Source organism: Mesorhizobium sp. AR10 (assembly GCF_024746795.1).
Classification (GTDB): Bacteria; Pseudomonadota; Alphaproteobacteria; order Rhizobiales; family Rhizobiaceae; genus Mesorhizobium.
On the sequence record NZ_CP080524.1, the window covers coordinates 1,506,004 to 1,521,346 of the forward strand.

Here is a 15,343-nt window from a genome sequence, read left to right on the forward strand (position 1 = left end):
TCCGAATCGGACGGCGGGAAAAGATACCAATGCGCAAGCATTGGCAACCCTGAAGCCCATGTCTGCCGTTGGTTTGGTGCGATGCACCTTGCGGAGGTGACGGCGGGCGTGGAATGCTGGCCGGCGGCAAAGGACCGCGATGCAGGGGAGACAAGATGGTCGGCAACATTCTGGTCGGGCTGGTGGCCCTGATCCACCTTTACATCGTCTATCTCGAAATGGTGCTGTGGGATACGCCGCGCGGCCACAAGGCATTCAGCCTGACGCCGGAATTCGCCAGCGCGTCGAAAGTGCTTGCCGCCAATCAGGGGCTTTACAACGGCTTTCTCGCCGCCGGCCTGATCTGGGGCCTTTATCTCGGCGAGGCCGGCTTCCAGATCAAAGTCTTCTTTCTGCTTTGCGTCGCCATTGCAGGCCTCTACGGCGCGGCGACGGTCGGCAGGAAGATCCTGTTCATCCAGACCGTGCCGTCCGTCCTGGCGCTGATCGTGCTCTGGCTTGGCTGGTGAAAAAGACGCCCTGGGGGACGGAGTTCCCTTGGGCGCCAGGTGCTCAGTCCCTTCCTCTGGTCAGGTGATCAGCCGTTCGGATAGTGCCCGCCGTCGGCGCCGTCGCCCATCAAGAAGCTGGTGCCGGTGTCAACCCGGAGCGCCTGGTCGACATTGTCGAGCCGTCGCATCAAATCGTGATACTGCGTTGCGGGTATCCTGCCATGATCCGCGGCGGCCGTTTTTGTCGCTGCCTTGCTGATATGGGCGGCGCGCATGTGCAGCCTTTGCGCCTCGGCCGGCGTAATCGTTTTCTCCTGCCTTGCGTCGGTGATGCCTTCGTCGACACCCTTCACCTGTTCGATCAGGCTGGTGACGCGCGGACCCGTGAAGTCGGTCGGCGCAGACTCATCAAGGGCGCCCTTGTGGTGTCCGGCGGCGCAGGCGCCGGCGAGCGGAACGGCGATGAGCAGTGCGGTGAGGCTTGCAGTCCTGAGAGTGTTCAAAGAGCGCATGGTTGCGTCCTCCTCTTATTGGGGAAGGCGGCGACTATCTCGTCGGTCTTCCGGCCACGGGCCGTCCGGTTCCGTCGCGTCGCGATGATGGGAGACATCGCCGGCGGTTCTCGGCCCATGGCGGACGCTAGGAGCGTGCCGTGGCGAAGTGTAATTAAAAAAAGATAATCTTTTCAGGCCTTGTCGACCTCATATTCGTGCCCTAGCGCCGAGCCGGCTGAACAAATTGGCGTGATCTGCATCACCGTTCGGTGAGCTTCAGCTCGATGCGGCGGTTCTTGTTGCGCGCCTCTTCGGTGTCGGCGGGATCGAGCGGCTGAAATTCGCCGAAGCCGGCAGCGACCAGCCGGTTGGCCGGCACGCCGTTCTCGATCAGGAACTTCACCACCGAGGTCGAGCGTGCCGTCGACAATTCCCAGTTGTCGCGGTAGCGGCCGGCACCGGACAGCGGCTTGTTGTCGGTGTGGCCATCGACGCGCAGCACCCAGTTGATCTCCGGCGGGATCTCCTTCTGCAATTCGATGATGGCGTCGGCGAGCTTCTTCATCTCGACCTTGCCGGCATCGTTGATCACTTCGGAGCCGGTGGGGAAAAGCACCTCCGATTGGAAGACGAAACGGTCGCCGACAATGCGGATGTTCTCGCGGTCGGCGAGGATCTCGCGCAAGCGCCCGAAGAAGTCGGACCGGTAGCGGTTCAGCTCCTGCACGCGTTGCGCCAGCGCGACGTTGAGGCGACGGCCGAGATCGGCGATCTTGGTGTTGGAGTCGCGGTCGCGGGTTTCCGAGACGTCGAGTGCATCCTCGAGCGCGCCGATCTGCTTGCGCAGTGCGGCGATCTGCTGGTTGAGGATTTCGACCTGGCTCAGCGCCTGCTGGCTGATCTGGCGCTGGCCTTCGAGTTCGCCGCTCAGCGCCGTGGCGCGCTGGTTGGCCGCGTCGCCGGCACCGGCGCCTTGTGCCAGCAATTGTTCGAGCCGGCTCTTTTCGGCTTCCGACGCCGACAGCGACGCCTGCAGATTGGCGAGCGAATCTTCCTTGTCCTGCGTCGTCGAGCGTTCCAGCGCCAGAAGCTGGGTCAGTTCGTTGATCTGCGAGTTGAGGCGGTTGAGCACCGTGTCCTTGCCGGAGATTTCGCGACCGAGCAGGAATTGCGCCAGCACGAAGACCGTGAGCAGGAACATGATAGCCAGGAGCAGCGTCGACAGCGCATCGACGAAGCCTGGCCAGTAGTCGATGCGGCGATCGGTGCGCCGGCCCCTGGCGAGAGCCATGCTAGTGGACTCCCTGCTTCTTCAGCGCGTCGGCGATCTTCTCCAGCGTGCTGCGCATCGCCTTCTGCTCGTCGGACTGCGCTTCGACCCAGTCGCGCATAATCTGTTGTTCGGAGCGCATGTTCTTGACCAGGCCCGAAATGCCGTCGGCCAGATTGGCCATGGCTGTGGCGACGCGCGGATTGGAGCCGCCGCCGTTTTCCTGCATGCTGCGCAGCCTTTCGGACAAGACGCGGATCTCGTCGGAGGACTCGGTCTTGGCCGCATCGGAGACGACGATGTCGTGCGACAGGTCGGTGACCGAGGACAGCCAGTTTTCGAGTTCGGTGTAGAAGCGCGTCTGGGCACGGCCGGCCTGCAGGTCAAGGAAGCCGAGCACCAGCGAGCCCGAGAGGCCGAACAGCGAGGATGAGAAGGCTGTGCCCATGCCGGCCAACGGCGCCGAAAGCCCCTGTTTCAGGGAATCGAGCACCGCGGCGGCATCGCCCGTGCCGGGATCGAGCGAATTGATGGTTTCGCGGATCGAGCCGATCGTGTTGAGCAGGCCCCAGAAGGTGCCGAGCAGGCCCAGGAACACCAGGAGCCCGACGAGGTAGCGCGAGGTGTCGCGGCTTTCGTCGAGGCGGGTGGCAATCGAATCAAGCATGGTGCGCATCGAGGTCGTCGAGAAGGCTATCGACGCCGAGCGGCCGATCATTGCCTTCATCGGCGCCAGCAGTATCGGTTCGGTGGTTTCGGAGCCGGCACGGAAGGAGTTGACCCAGCGCACTTCGCGAAACAGGCGTCCGACCTGGGCGAAGGCAAGCAGGATGCCGATCACCAGCACGCCGACGATCAGGCCGTTGAGGCCGGGGTTGGTGACGAAGGCGCTCGATATCTGGCGTGTCAGGATGGCGGCGATGAAGGCGACGATGACCAGGAAGATCACCATGGTCAACAGAAAGACCTGCGGGCTCGACAGTTTGTGCGGGTCGTAAATCAGGACGTCGGAACGCCTGCCCACACCGAAATATCTGAGAAAAGCCATCCGTGCCCCGTTTCCGATGCCGCTGCCGTCGATCAAGTAATTCGCGACTCTAAACGGAATTGTGACCAAATTGAATGGCGCTTGGCAATATTGCCACTGGAGCGCCGCGCGTCCGACTGGACGCGCAAAGGACGCTCTAACACTCTAAAATCCGGTTCGGCAGATGATCTTGTCCGCAACCTTTCGGTTCCCGGGTCACATGCTGCGTCAAAGCCGGTTGATGACCAGGCAATCGACCATTGCGGCAAGATGCAGGCCGGCGCCAGTGACGACAAAGCCGTGCCACAGTGCATTGTGGAAGCGCAGGCCCTTCCAGGCGAAGAAGATGACACCGCAGGAATAGACGATGCCGCCGGCAACGATGAGTGCGATCGATGTCGTCGGCAATGTCGCGACGAGCGGCTTGACCAGAACGATGCCGCTCCAGCCGATGGCGAGATAGAAGACGATCGCCAGCCGGTCGAAGCGGCCAGGAAGAAACACTTTTATGGCGATGCCGATCACTGCCGCGGTCCAGACAAGGACAATCATCGAGACGGCCAGCGGCGAGGTGTCGAGCTGGGCAAGGAAAGGCGTGTAGGTCGCGGCGATCAACAGATAGATCGCGGCATGGTCGAAGCGCCTCAGGATCCACTTTGCCGGTGACGACACCGGCCACAGATTATAGGCCAGCGATACCGACAGCACGGTGAGCAGCGAAACCACGTAGAAGGCGGCAGCGATATATTCGCCGGGGCCGGCATGGAACGCGGCCAGCGCCAGCAGCGCCGAGCCAGCTGATATCGCCAGCACGATGCCAACCGCATGGACGATGCCGTCGGCGATCATCTCGGCGCGCGAATAGTGCCAGCGACCCACAAACGGGATTTCGATCTGCAATTCGGGCCGGCTGTTGATCATCGAGGGTCCTGCATATCACCCATATCTGGGCAGTCGCCGGACAGTATTTCAAGCTTTGGTTGCGGTTTTGCGACTGCGGCGCATCAGCGCGCGCCGGCCTAGTGGTATCAGCGCGGCGTGACCGGCTTCTTCACGGTCTTCAACAGCGCACGGTGAATGACCTCGTTGCCGGCGATGACGGAGCCGCCTTCCAGCATGTCCTGACCGCCGTCCATGTCGGAGACAAAGCCGCCCGCTTCGCGGATCAACAAGATGCCGGCGGCGACATCCCAGGCCGACAGGCCGACTTCCCAGAACCCGTCCATGCGGCCGGCGGCGACGTAAGCGAGATCGAGCGAGGCAGAGCCCATTCGGCGGATGCCGGAAACCTCGGCCATCACGTTGCGCAGCTCGACAAGGAAATTGCCGTGCTGGCCGTGCCCGAGATGCGGCACGCCGCAGCCAATCACCGTGTCGACCAGCTTGGTACGGCCGGCGACGCGCAGCCGGCGATCGTTCATGAAGGCGCCGCCGCCGCGTTCGGCGGTGTAGAGCTCGTCCATCGCCGGATTGTAGATGACGCCGGCGACGATCTGGCCCTGGCGCTCCAGCGCGATCGAGATGGCAAAGAGCGGAATGCCGTGCAGGAAGTTTGTGGTGCCGTCGAGCGGATCGACGATCCAGCGGTGCTGGCCGTCGTCGCCTTCGATGACGCCGCGCTCCTCCATCAGGAAGGCATAGCCTGGCCGCGCCTTCGACAATTCGGCAAACAGGATGTCCTCGGCCTTGCGGTCGGCCTGGCTGACATAGTCACCCGGCCCCTTCATCGAGACCTGCAGGTTCTGCACTTCGCCGAAGTCGCGCGACAGCGAACGGCCGGCCTTCATGGCGGCCTGAACCATGACGTTTAGAAGTGCGGAGCGTGCCATCGTGCTTCTTCCTGCTGCTGCGCTTTGAGCTCTGTCTCGAGCATGTCGGTGGCCCAAAACCGGGGCCACTTTTGGGCGACATGCATCAGTCGGCGCGGCGCACGTAAGTGATTTCGTTGGTATCGACGATGATGCGCTCGCCAGAGCCGATGAAGGGCGGCACCAGCACGCGGATGCCGTTTTCCAGTATCGCCGGCTTGTAGGACGAGGCCGCCGTCTGACCCTTCACCACCGGGTCAGCCTCGGTGATGGCCAGCGTCACCTGGTCGGGAAGCGAAATGCCGATCGGCCTTTCGTCATAGAGCTGGACGGTTACCATCATGCCGTCCTGGAGGAAGGCGGCACGGTCGCCGACGAACTCTTTTTGCAGTTCGAGCTGCTCGTAGCTCTCGGTGTCCATGAACACCAGTGCGTCGCCCTGCTCGTACAGAAAGGAGAAATCCTTCATCTCCAGACGGATCTGCTCGACGGTCTCGGCCGAGCGGAAGCGCTCGTTGAGCTTGGTGCCGTTGATCAGGTTCTTCAGTTCGACCTGGTTGTAGGCGCCGCCCTTGCCGGGCTTGACGGTGTTGGTCCTGACCGCCACCCAAAGGCCGCCATCATGCTCGATGACGTTGCCGGGACGGATTTCGTTGCCATTGATCTTGGCCATGATGATTTTGATCCGGAATGAGATGTTCGCCGCTGCGAATTTCGGCCTCCAAGACCACAAATCACCCAAAGAGGCAAGGGAGCGAGGCAAGAGGGGCCGAACGACGGCAAGGCCAATTCCTCGTTGATATCCACCCGCGTTGCTGCCGGATGTTCAGTGTCCGGGGCGGTTTACGGCAGGCGGTTCGCCTTCTGCAGCGCCTGCTTGGTCTGGTCGTCGGTCAGGCCCTGCAGAAAATCGTCCATCTGCGGATCGATAAGCCCGGCGCGGCGGGCGACGATGTACCAGGCGCCGGCCAGGATCAGATCCGGGTCGGTGCCGATGCCGCCCATATAGAGCTTGGCGAGGCGATTCTGGGCGGCGACATTGCCGCCCTCGGCAGCCTGTTTCATCCAGCCAAAGCCGGATTTCAGGTCGCGCGGGCCGCCACGTCCCTCAATCATCCAGGCGGCAAGATCGATTTGCGCGGTGTCGTAATTCTGCCTTGCGGCCTGCGCCAGCAGGCGGCGGGCCTGGGCGTCGTCGCGCGGCTTGCCGCCGGCGCCATTGGCATAGATCTGCGCCATCGCATACTGCGCATCGGCAAGCCCGGTGGCGGCGGCGCGCTCGTAGTAGGAGACGGCCTTGGCGATGCCGGCGTCACCAGGGTCCTGCGCGACCAGCAGCTGCGCGAAATTGAACTGCGCCAGCCGGTTGCCGGCCTCGGCGGCCGCCTGCATCAGCGCATAGGCCTCCTTCTCGTCCTTCTTGACGTAGCGGCCGTCGAGCAGCATCAGCGCATACTGGAATTGCGATTCCGGAATGCCCTGTTCGGCGGCAAGCGCGTACCATTTCGCGGCCCCTGCCGCGTTGAGCGGTACACCGAGCCCGCGTGACAGTATCTCGGCCACCAGGGTCTGCGCCACCGGGTCGCCGTTTTCCGCGCGGATCAGCGCGAGGTTGTAGGCCGTCTTGTAGAGGCCGCGTTGAAAGGCGCCGTAGGCGGGGTCCGACGGCTTGGCGCCGAAACGGTCGGGATTGATGGCGTCGGCCGACGGCAGCGGTGCGGGCTCGGCGGTGGTGGCGGGCTGCGGCAGCGGCTTTTCGATCGGCTTGTCGGTATGCACGCCGGTGTCTGGCTTTGGCTGCGGCAGCGGAACTGTCTGCGCGGCGGTGGCGGCGCCTTGCATCACCAAGGCTGCAACGAGAGCCCAAAGAGGAAGCACTGGCGACGGCACGTCAGTCCTCGAAACGCGGTGCGGTTTCGTCGAGCAGCGCATTGGCGCTACCCACCGCCGTCTTCGGATCGACGCCATCGGCGAAGACGGCGCTGGACAGTGCCACGAATTCGGCACCGGTGGCGGCGACCGCTTCCACCGAGGCGAGGTCGGAGCCGGCCATGACGATGCACGGGATCTGGATCACGTCCGCCCACCATTGCCCAAGCGACAGGTTGCGGGGGTGCGGCTCCGGCTTGTTGTCGTAGCCGAAGCGGCCGAAGAAAATGTAGTCGGGCCGCGTCTCGCCGAGCTCCAGCGCATCGTCGCGGGTCTTGGCGCCGCCTGTGCCGACCATCATCTTGGCTTGGAAGTGTTCGATCGTCTCGGCGAGCTCGACCTTGCCGACCTCGACATGGATGCCGTCGGCCTGGACGCGGCCGGCAATGCGGGTATCGCCGGCAATGATGACAGCGACACCGGCGGCCTGCGCCAGCGGCACGATTTGTTCGGCGAAGGCCTGGAAGGAGGCCTCGTCCATGCCGTTCTCGGGCAGGATCAGCGACGCAACGTCGCCGCCCTCGAAGGCTGCGCCGATGCGTTGCACCGATGCGCCTGGCGGCGCGATCAGCACGATGCGGCAGCGGTTGGGTGGTGTTGCGTCATTCATTGGTTTCGATCCCGGTTTTCGCCTATGCCGGGCGAAGATGGTTGGATTGCGGCATAGAGCAAAGAGCCCGCCTTGAACAGGCGGGCAGGCAGGATCGCGATTTGGCCGTCGAACAGCGGAAAACAACTCTACCTGGATTGTCTCGATATCGGCTGGCGAACGATCACGGCGGGGTGACTCACTTGATTGCTTGCGAACCCTCGATCGACGGCTTCGCCCTCCATAGCGTCCAGCCGAGATTCATGCCGGCGGCGGCGATCAGGATGGCGGCGGCGCCGGCGATCTGGGTCGGGTGCAGCCGATGGCCGAAGGCAATGACATCGACCAGGATCGCGACCACGGGGTAGATGAAGGACAGCGACCCCTGCAGATGCGTCGGCAGCTTCTGGATGGCGCCATACATCAAAATGTACATGAAGCCGGTATGGACGATGCCGAGCGTCGCCAGCATGCTCCAGCTCCAGGCATCGGTGGGAAGCTGGGAAAGATTGGCAAACGGCGCGAGCACGACGACGCCGACGCAAACTTGGATGAGAGCGATCAGCTGCGGCGGTGTGCCCTTGAGCTTCTTGGTGACGATGGCGGCGACGGCCCAGAAGAAAGCCGCTACCAGCGCCATCACGATGCCGGTAAAGTAATCGGTGCCGACGTCACCTGCGTCAGGCGTGGCCTGCACGATCAGCACCATGCCGGCGAAGGCGATGCCAAGCCAGGTCAGCTTTGTCAGCGTCAACCGTTCGCCGAAGAAAAAAGCGCCGAAGCCGACCAGCATTAAGGGCTGGGTGTTGTAGACCGCGGTGGCAATCGAGATCGAGGCGCGGGAAAACGAACTGAACAGCAGCAGCCAGTTGATGACGATGGCAGCGCCGCCAAGAGCGGCGATGCCGATGATGCGCAGCGACAACCTGCCACGCAGCAACCCAAGGGCTGCACAGATGACCAGCAGCGTTATCGCACCGAAGGCGCAGCGCCAGAACACGACGTCCATGATGGGCTGGCCGGAGAGCACGACGAACCAGCCGATCGTACCCAGGATCGCCATTGCGGCGGACATCTCGATCGTGCCGCGTACCGTGTTGTCCATCAGAGACCTCCAAAGCCATTGATGCTTCATAATCTCATGTTGGATTGGCGCTTTCCACGGAATGTAAAAGGAGATATACGATAACAGCCTAATTATCTAAGGTGCATCCTGCTTTCACCTAAGGAATGCAAAATGCTGGATGAGCTGGACCGACGTCTTCTGGATATCCTGGTCAGGGATTCGCGAACCTCGCTGAAGGACCTGGCGCAGCAGGTCGGGCTGTCGTCGCCGAGTGTCTCGGAACGGCTTCGACGTCTCGAGGATCGCGGCGTTATCAGGGCCTTCACCATCGAGATCGACCCGCAAGCGCTCGGCTACTCCTTGCAGGCGATCGTTCGCATCCGGCCCTTGCCTGGCAAGCTGCATATCGTTCAGAAGCTGATCGAGGAGATCCCGGAGTTTGGCGAATGCGACAAGGTCACCGGCGATGACTGTTTCGTCGCCCGCCTTTTTGTGCGCTCGATCGGCGACCTTGACGGGATTCTCGATCGTATCGCCGACAAGGCCGAAACCAGCACCGCGATTATCAAGGCGCAGCCGATCCGGCGGCGGCCGCCACCGCTCGGCCCCATGCCAAACATGTGACCGGTGCCGGCGCGCTGCCGCCATTTTTGCAGTCGCGGCGGGATTGTTTCTCGGCTATTCCAGAATTCACGCCTTTCCCTCCAGCTTCCCCTTCCATGACAGGTCTGCTCGCCGATCCCTGGTTTTATGCCGCCGCCATTCCGGCGGTCATTCTTGTCGGCCTGTCGAAAGGCGGCTTCGGCGGAGCCGTCGGCTTTGTCGGCGTGCCCTTGATGGCGCTGACCATGCCGCCGGTGCAGGCGGCCGCTATTCTGCTGCCGATTCTGTGCCTGATGGACATCGTCTCTGTGTGGACATGGTGGGGCGTCTACGACCGCAAGATGCTGGTCGACATGATGCCGGGCGCCGTGATCGGCATCGGTCTTGGCTGGCTGACGGCGGCGCTCGTTACCGAGGAGATGGTGCGGCTGATCGTCGGCGCGGTCGCCCTGATCTTCGTGCTGCGCTGGCTTTATCTGCAGTTTCGCCACGGCGCCGACCATGCGGTGGCGCCCAACCGCGTCGCTGCCGCCATCTGGGGGGCGGTCGCCGGCTTCACCAGCTTCGTCGCCCATGTCGGCGGCCCACCCTTCCAGGTCTATGCGCTGCCGATACGGCTCGATCCGAAAGTGCTGTCGGGTACCGCGGCGATCTTCTTCGCCGCCACCAACGCGCTGAAGCTCGTGCCCTATTTCGCGCTCGGCCAGTTCGACACCGCCAATCTGACCGCATCGGTGGTGCTGGTGCCACTGGCGCCGCTCTCGACCATCGCCGGCGCCTGGCTGGTGCGGCGGATGCGGCCGGAACTGTTCTACCCCTTCACCTATGCGACCGTGGCGGTCGTCGCGGTCAAACTTCTGTGGGACGGGATCGCCGGCCTTCTTTAGAGCCTGATCCATCCCGATGGATCGGATGTTTTCGGGGTCTAGACGGTGACAGCGTTGGGGCCCGTCACCTGCTTGTTCACGCGTGGGCTGGCGCCATCCGCCGTGCGCCGCCAAATGCCATGGCGACACCGGCCGCCAGCACCGCCACCATAGCGCCAAGGATGGCGACATCGTCCAGGGTCGGCTTCAGCACCATGTCGGCCACCACCACCAACATCACCGCATAGTCGATCTTGCCGAAGGCGAGCATGCGCCGCGCAAGATCCATGGCGGCCGGGCTGATCCCCTCTTTCTCGACCAGGGCGAGCATCTTGTCGGCGGTTGGCTTGAACACAACTGTGCCGGTCAAGAAGGCAGCCGCAAAGCCCAAAAGGGCGATGACGATCCACAGGTTGGAAAAGCCGATCCAGAACCAGGCCATGACCAGGCCGAAAAGCAGCGTCAGCATCGACATCGGCGCGAACAGCCTGTTGCCCAGCTGGGCCACGGTGCGCATGATGAACATCACATTTTCGCGATTGCCGGCTCGATCGGCGAGCACGCCTAGCAGCATCAGCGTGAAGCCGCCGCCGACCCAGATGGTCGCCGTAACAATGTGCAGAAACTTGACGATCGAGTACCAGTCCACGGTTATTCCCCTGGATGTCTTGATGATTGCAGACGGTGCAAGATCGCTCCGCCTCGTTTTGAGGAATGGGCGTTTAGCGTGGTGCCTGTTTCGGAACGATGTCGCGCGCAAGGCCGGTTTGTTTCGTCGTTGCGCAGCGCAGCCGCAATACCGACGGTGTGGAAGGCCTGAGCGGGCCCCTGATGCGATCCTGAAAGGTCGGTCGGCTGTGCTGTTACGGCACAGAAGGGAAGCGCTCGATCGAAAAATATCGATGCCGTTAAGGCTTCATTAAGCTTTACAGGCGTTTACTATGGCCATCCAGTTATCTGGATTCTTACCGAGTGGTTGGAGCCACTTCGTTTGACGCCTCCCTGTTAAACTCCTGAGAGCCGCCTTATCCGCGGCTCTTTTTTTGTCCGCGTTTCCCTAGGGCGTCCGGAACAGCGCCGTTAACCGTTTGTTAAACATGTGCTTGCCTTCGCCGGTGACGAAGCGCATTTTCAAAGCTCAGTCGTTTAGGGTGCGGGCGTGACGGTGATGAAGCCGAATCAGCCAGCGGGTATTGCAGGGGCGTATCGATGAACGAGCCTTCGAAGGGCGCGAAAACCATTAAACTGGCGGAACGCCGGGTTTTCTCCCAATCCTTCAAGCCGCTTTACCAGGAAGGCATGGGGCTGGTCGAGCAGGCGGCCGAATATCTCGACGGCAAGGGCCGGGCCGAGGCCAAGAAGCTGTCCAGGCTGGCGGCGACGCTCTATGCGGCCGAGTCGATGCGGCTTACCACGAGGCTGATGCAGGTCGCCTCCTGGCTGCTTTTGCAGCGGGCCGCGAATTCCGGCGAGATGACCCGCGACCAGGTCGCTTCGGAAAAGTCCAAGGTGCGTCTCGACACCGCTTCCGCGCATGACGAAGCGGCCGGCTGGGCCGAATTGCCCAAGGATTTCCTCGACCTCGTCACCCGCTCGTTGCGGCTGCAGGCGCTGGTGCGCCGCATGGACGAGGAAATCTACGGCGGCGCCATGGTCGACACGCCGCCCGCGGCCCGCCGCGTCAATCCGGTTTCCGACCAGATCACGCTGCTAAACACGGCTTTCGCCCGCGGCTGACGGCCTGCTTGATAATTCTACTCTGACGGACATCGCCTTTCTGCGCTTCCGGTGCTCACGTACTCAAGTACGCTCCGCTCCGGTTCTCGAAAACCACGCCATCAAGCAGCCTGCACACCGTTGCGGTGGGTTGTTTCTGGTTTGTTCACATTTCACTGGCATCGCTGTCCGCCGGAGGTAGACTTGGCGGATGGGGGAAGCGATTCGCATAATCGGCATCGATCCGGGGCTCAGGCGCACCGGCTGGGGCATCGTCGAGAGCCTCGGCAACTCGCTGCGCTTCGTCGCCTCCGGTACCGTGCGTTCCGACGACAAGGCGGCGTTGGCGACGCGCCTTTGCCAATTACATGACGGGCTCACCGAGATCCTGCATGCGGCCATGCCGCACGAGGCTGCGGTCGAGCAGACCTTCGTCAACAAGGACGCAGCAGCGACGCTGAAACTCGGCCAGGCGCGCGGCATCGCCATGCTGGTTCCGGCGCGCGCGGGTTTGCTGGTTGCCGAATATGCGCCCAACGCCATCAAGAAGGCGGTGATCGGAGTCGGCCATGGCGACAAGAAACAGATCCATATGATGGTGAGGGTGTTGATGCCGAAGGCGACTTTCGACACCGACGATGCCGCCGACGCGCTGGCCATCGCCATCTGCCATGCGCATCACCGGCAGAGCGTCGCCTACCGGATGGCAGCGCTGGCATGAGGGGTCACGCATGATCGGCAAGCCCAAATGATCGGCAAACTCAGGGGTACACTGGACGAAATCGACGAGGATTTCTGCATCGTCGACGTGCATGGCGTCGGCTATGTCGCTTATTGCTCGGTCCGCACGCTGGCGGCTCTGCCGGCGCCCGGCGAGGCGGTGGTGCTGTTCATCGAGACCTATGTGCGCGAGGACATGCTGCGGCTCTACGGATTCCAGTCGGTGCTGGAGCGCGAGTGGTTCCGACTGCTGATGAGCAATGTGCAGGGCGTCGGCGCCAAGGTGGCGCTGGCCATCCTGTCGACGCTGGCGCCGGCCGATCTCGCCAATGCCATCGCGCTACGCGACATAGCGATGGTCAGCCGCGCACCGGGCGTCGGCAAGAAGGTGGCCGAGCGCATCGTCACCGAATTGAAGAACAAGGCGCCGGCATATGCCGGTTCTGCCTCCGGCACCATCGGCCTGAAGCAGGAGCTCGGCGAAGGCGTGGCGCCGGCGCCGATCACCGACGCCGTCTCGGCGCTGGTCAATCTCGGCTATTCGCGCGACACCGCCGCCAATGCGGTGGCGGCGGCGCTGAAGACCGCCGGTGAAGACGCGGATGCGTCGAAGCTGATCCGCTTCGGCCTGAAGGAGCTGGCGCGGTGAGGCGTCGCTTGTCCCGTTCCCTCCCCTGTGCAAGGAAGGCGGCATGAGCCTTTCGCCCCGACTGATTGCGCCCGACAAGCGTGGCGAGGACGCCGAGCAGACCTTGCGGCCGCAAACGCTTGACGATTTCGTCGGCCAGGCGGCGGTGCGGGCCAATCTCAAGGTCTTCATCGAGGCCGCCAAGGGGCGCAGCGAGGCGCTCGACCATGTGCTGTTCGTCGGGCCGCCCGGCCTAGGCAAGACGACGCTGGCGCAGATCATGGCGCGCGAGCTCGGCGTCAATTTCCGCTCGACCTCCGGTCCGGTCATCGCCAAGGCCGGCGATCTCGCGGCACTCCTCACCAATCTCGAAGACCGTGACGTGCTGTTCATCGACGAGATCCACCGGCTCAATCCGGCGGTGGAGGAAATCCTCTATCCGGCGATGGAGGATTTCCAGCTCGACCTGATCATCGGCGAGGGACCGGCGGCACGCTCGGTCAAGATCGACCTCGCCCGCTTTACGCTGGTCGCCGCCACCACCCGCCTTGGCCTCCTGACCAACCCGCTGCGCGACCGCTTCGGCATTCCGGTGCGGCTCAATTTCTATTCGGTCGAGGAACTGGAGCAGATCGTGCGGCGCGGCGCGCGCATCCTTGCCATGCCGCTCGGCGACGATGGCGCGCTGGAGATTGCGCGCCGGGCGCGCGGCACGCCGCGCATCGCCGGCCGGCTGCTGCGCCGCGTGCGCGATTTCGCCAGCGTGGCCGGTGACGGGCATGTCGACAGACAGATCGCCGATGAGGCACTGACGCGGCTGGAGGTCGATGCGCTCGGCCTCGACGCGCTCGACCGGCGCTACCTCTCCATGATCGCGCGGAACTTTGGCGGCGGGCCGGTCGGTATCGAGACGATCGCGGCGGGGCTTTCCGAGCCGCGCGACGCCATCGAGGACATTATCGAGCCCTATCTGATCCAGCAGGGTTTCATCCAGCGCACGCCGCGCGGCCGCGTGCTGACGGCCAATGCCTGGCGGCATCTCGGCCTCGATGCGCCGAAGGATCTGGCGCAGCAGCAGATCAGCCTGTTCCAGGAAGAATAGCGACCAGCTCTGCCGGCTTCGTTGCTGCGCAAAATCTCCTCATCCTGGTCGGCTTGCCGGCGCATTTGCGGATTTTAACGAGGCTTCGCGCTGTGGGACAGTCGGTCCCAACAACCGCCGGAGCTGACCTTGATCACCAGACGTGGTTTCCTGCGCTTCATCGGTAGCTCGTTTCTATCGGCCGTGTCGCTCAGTGCCTATGCGGTCGGCATCGAGCCGATGCTGTTGACGCATGTGAAGCGCTATTCCCTGACGCCACCACATTGGCCGGTGGGTTTGCGGCTGCGCGTCGTTGCGCTTGCCGACATCCATGCCTGCCGTCCCTGGATGACGCCTGAGCGGATCGCTTCGCTTGTCGAGCAGGCGAACGCATTGCAGCCGGATCTGATTGTCCTGCTTGGCGACTACGCAGCCGGTACCCGCCTGGTCTCGGACTGGGTCGATGCGTCGGAATGGGCTCCGGCTCTGTCCGGCCTCAAGGCGCCGCTCGGCGTGTGGTCGATCCTTGGCAATCACGACTGGTGGGATGATCGTTCCGCGCAGCAGGCCGGGGCCGGGCCGACGATAGCGCGCATTGCGCTCGAGCGTGCCGGCATCCCGGTGCTGGAGAACGATGTCGTACGCCTGGAAAAGGACGGACATGGCTTCTGGCTGGCCGGACTTGCGGACCAGCTCGCATTGCGACCGGGCTGGGGCCGCACCCGATTCAAGGGATTGGATGATCTCCGTGGCACCCTTGCGAAGGTGAACGACCGGTCTCCAGTCATCCTGCTCGCGCATGAGCCGGACATATTCCCGAAGGTGCCGTGGCAGGTTTCGTTGACCCTGTCCGGCCACACCCATGGCGGACAAGTGCGGCTGTTCGGTTATTCACCGGTCGTGCCATCCCGGTTCGGTAACCGCTATGCCTATGGCCATATCGTCGAGCACGATCGCAACCTGATCGTCTCCGGCGGTCTGGGCTTTAGCATCCTGCCGGTGCGTTTTGGTATGCGCCCGGAAATCGTGTCGATTGATCTTGGCTCGCCCTAAAC

The 15,343-nt window shown here is 63.2% G+C and carries 18 protein-coding genes; 8 read left to right on the forward strand and 10 right to left on the reverse strand.

Annotated features, from left to right (window positions below; translation table 11 throughout):
- The first annotated feature begins 155 nt into the window (after positions 1–155).
- Entirely contained in the window at positions 156–509 is a 354-nt protein-coding gene (locus LHFGNBLO_RS10805; protein ID WP_258606666.1) for a DUF1304 domain-containing protein, read from the forward strand.
- 68 nt (positions 510–577) lie between these two features.
- On the opposite strand, the gene LHFGNBLO_RS10810 is transcribed toward LHFGNBLO_RS10805, so the two are convergent.
- The 9 genes from LHFGNBLO_RS10810 to LHFGNBLO_RS10850 all read right to left on the reverse strand — a co-directional run bounded on the left by LHFGNBLO_RS10810 (position 578) and on the right by LHFGNBLO_RS10850 (position 8,713).
- A complete protein-coding gene (locus LHFGNBLO_RS10810; protein ID WP_258606667.1) occupies positions 578–1,003 on the reverse strand; it encodes a hypothetical protein in 426 nt (141 codons plus the stop codon).
- Between the two features lie 241 nt (positions 1,004–1,244).
- Positions 1,245–2,276, reverse strand: coding sequence for a peptidoglycan -binding protein (locus LHFGNBLO_RS10815; RefSeq protein ID WP_258606668.1), 1,032 nt, complete (start codon positions 2,274–2,276; stop codon positions 1,245–1,247).
- Between the two features lies 1 nt (position 2,277).
- The gene (locus LHFGNBLO_RS10820) at positions 2,278–3,303 is read right to left on the reverse strand and encodes a MotA/TolQ/ExbB proton channel family protein (protein ID WP_258606669.1); all 1,026 of its coding nucleotides are present in this window, start codon (positions 3,301–3,303) and stop codon (positions 2,278–2,280) included.
- Between the two features lie 207 nt (positions 3,304–3,510).
- Complete coding sequence (trhA, locus tag LHFGNBLO_RS10825) at positions 3,511–4,203, reverse strand: PAQR family membrane homeostasis protein TrhA (protein WP_258606670.1); 693 nt, start codon at positions 4,201–4,203, stop codon at positions 3,511–3,513.
- Between the two features lie 107 nt (positions 4,204–4,310).
- Entirely contained in the window at positions 4,311–5,111 is an 801-nt protein-coding gene (locus LHFGNBLO_RS10830; RefSeq protein WP_258606671.1) for an inositol monophosphatase family protein, read from the reverse strand.
- An 85-nt stretch (positions 5,112–5,196) separates the two neighbouring features.
- Positions 5,197–5,763: an elongation factor P gene (efp, locus tag LHFGNBLO_RS10835; protein ID WP_258606672.1), complete on the reverse strand. Its 567-nt coding sequence runs from the start codon at positions 5,761–5,763 to the stop codon at positions 5,197–5,199.
- A gap of 170 nt (positions 5,764–5,933) precedes the next feature.
- Positions 5,934–6,932, reverse strand: coding sequence for a tetratricopeptide repeat protein (locus LHFGNBLO_RS10840; protein WP_258606673.1), 999 nt, complete (start codon positions 6,930–6,932; stop codon positions 5,934–5,936).
- Between the two features lie 49 nt (positions 6,933–6,981).
- Positions 6,982–7,629: a thiamine phosphate synthase gene (locus tag LHFGNBLO_RS10845; protein WP_258606674.1), complete on the reverse strand. Its 648-nt coding sequence runs from the start codon at positions 7,627–7,629 to the stop codon at positions 6,982–6,984.
- Positions 7,630–7,807: 178 nt separating this feature from the next.
- Positions 7,808–8,713, reverse strand: coding sequence for a DMT family transporter (locus LHFGNBLO_RS10850; RefSeq protein ID WP_258606675.1), 906 nt, complete (start codon positions 8,711–8,713; stop codon positions 7,808–7,810).
- A gap of 132 nt (positions 8,714–8,845) precedes the next feature.
- On the opposite strand from LHFGNBLO_RS10850, the gene LHFGNBLO_RS10855 reads away from it, so the two are divergent.
- Positions 8,846–9,298, forward strand: a complete 453-nt coding sequence (locus tag LHFGNBLO_RS10855) for an Lrp/AsnC family transcriptional regulator (protein ID WP_258606676.1) — start codon at positions 8,846–8,848, stop codon at positions 9,296–9,298.
- A gap of 95 nt (positions 9,299–9,393) precedes the next feature.
- Positions 9,394–10,164 (forward strand): sulfite exporter TauE/SafE family protein, encoded by a 771-nt coding sequence (locus LHFGNBLO_RS10860; protein ID WP_258606677.1) that lies wholly within the window; start codon positions 9,394–9,396, stop codon positions 10,162–10,164.
- Between the two features lie 76 nt (positions 10,165–10,240).
- On the opposite strand, the gene LHFGNBLO_RS10865 is transcribed toward LHFGNBLO_RS10860, so the two are convergent.
- Positions 10,241–10,792, reverse strand: coding sequence for a DUF2269 domain-containing protein (locus tag LHFGNBLO_RS10865; protein WP_258606678.1), 552 nt, complete (start codon positions 10,790–10,792; stop codon positions 10,241–10,243).
- A 560-nt stretch (positions 10,793–11,352) separates the two neighbouring features.
- On the opposite strand from LHFGNBLO_RS10865, the gene LHFGNBLO_RS10870 reads away from it, so the two are divergent.
- The 5 genes from LHFGNBLO_RS10870 to LHFGNBLO_RS10890 all read left to right on the forward strand — a co-directional run bounded on the left by LHFGNBLO_RS10870 (position 11,353) and on the right by LHFGNBLO_RS10890 (position 15,341).
- Complete coding sequence (locus LHFGNBLO_RS10870) at positions 11,353–11,880, forward strand: DUF1465 family protein (RefSeq protein ID WP_258606679.1); 528 nt, start codon at positions 11,353–11,355, stop codon at positions 11,878–11,880.
- Positions 11,881–12,070: 190 nt separating this feature from the next.
- Positions 12,071–12,580 (forward strand): crossover junction endodeoxyribonuclease RuvC, encoded by a 510-nt coding sequence (gene ruvC / locus LHFGNBLO_RS10875; RefSeq protein ID WP_258606680.1) that lies wholly within the window; start codon positions 12,071–12,073, stop codon positions 12,578–12,580.
- Positions 12,581–12,607: 27 nt separating this feature from the next.
- Positions 12,608–13,228, forward strand: a complete 621-nt coding sequence (ruvA, locus tag LHFGNBLO_RS10880) for a Holliday junction branch migration protein RuvA (RefSeq protein ID WP_258606681.1) — start codon at positions 12,608–12,610, stop codon at positions 13,226–13,228.
- Positions 13,229–13,271: 43 nt separating this feature from the next.
- On the forward strand, positions 13,272–14,309 hold the full coding sequence (gene ruvB / locus LHFGNBLO_RS10885) for a Holliday junction branch migration DNA helicase RuvB (protein ID WP_258606682.1): 1,038 nt from the start codon (positions 13,272–13,274) through the stop codon (positions 14,307–14,309).
- A gap of 129 nt (positions 14,310–14,438) precedes the next feature.
- Entirely contained in the window at positions 14,439–15,341 is a 903-nt protein-coding gene (locus LHFGNBLO_RS10890) for a metallophosphoesterase (protein ID WP_258606683.1), read from the forward strand.
- Positions 15,342–15,343 lie beyond the last annotated feature (2 nt).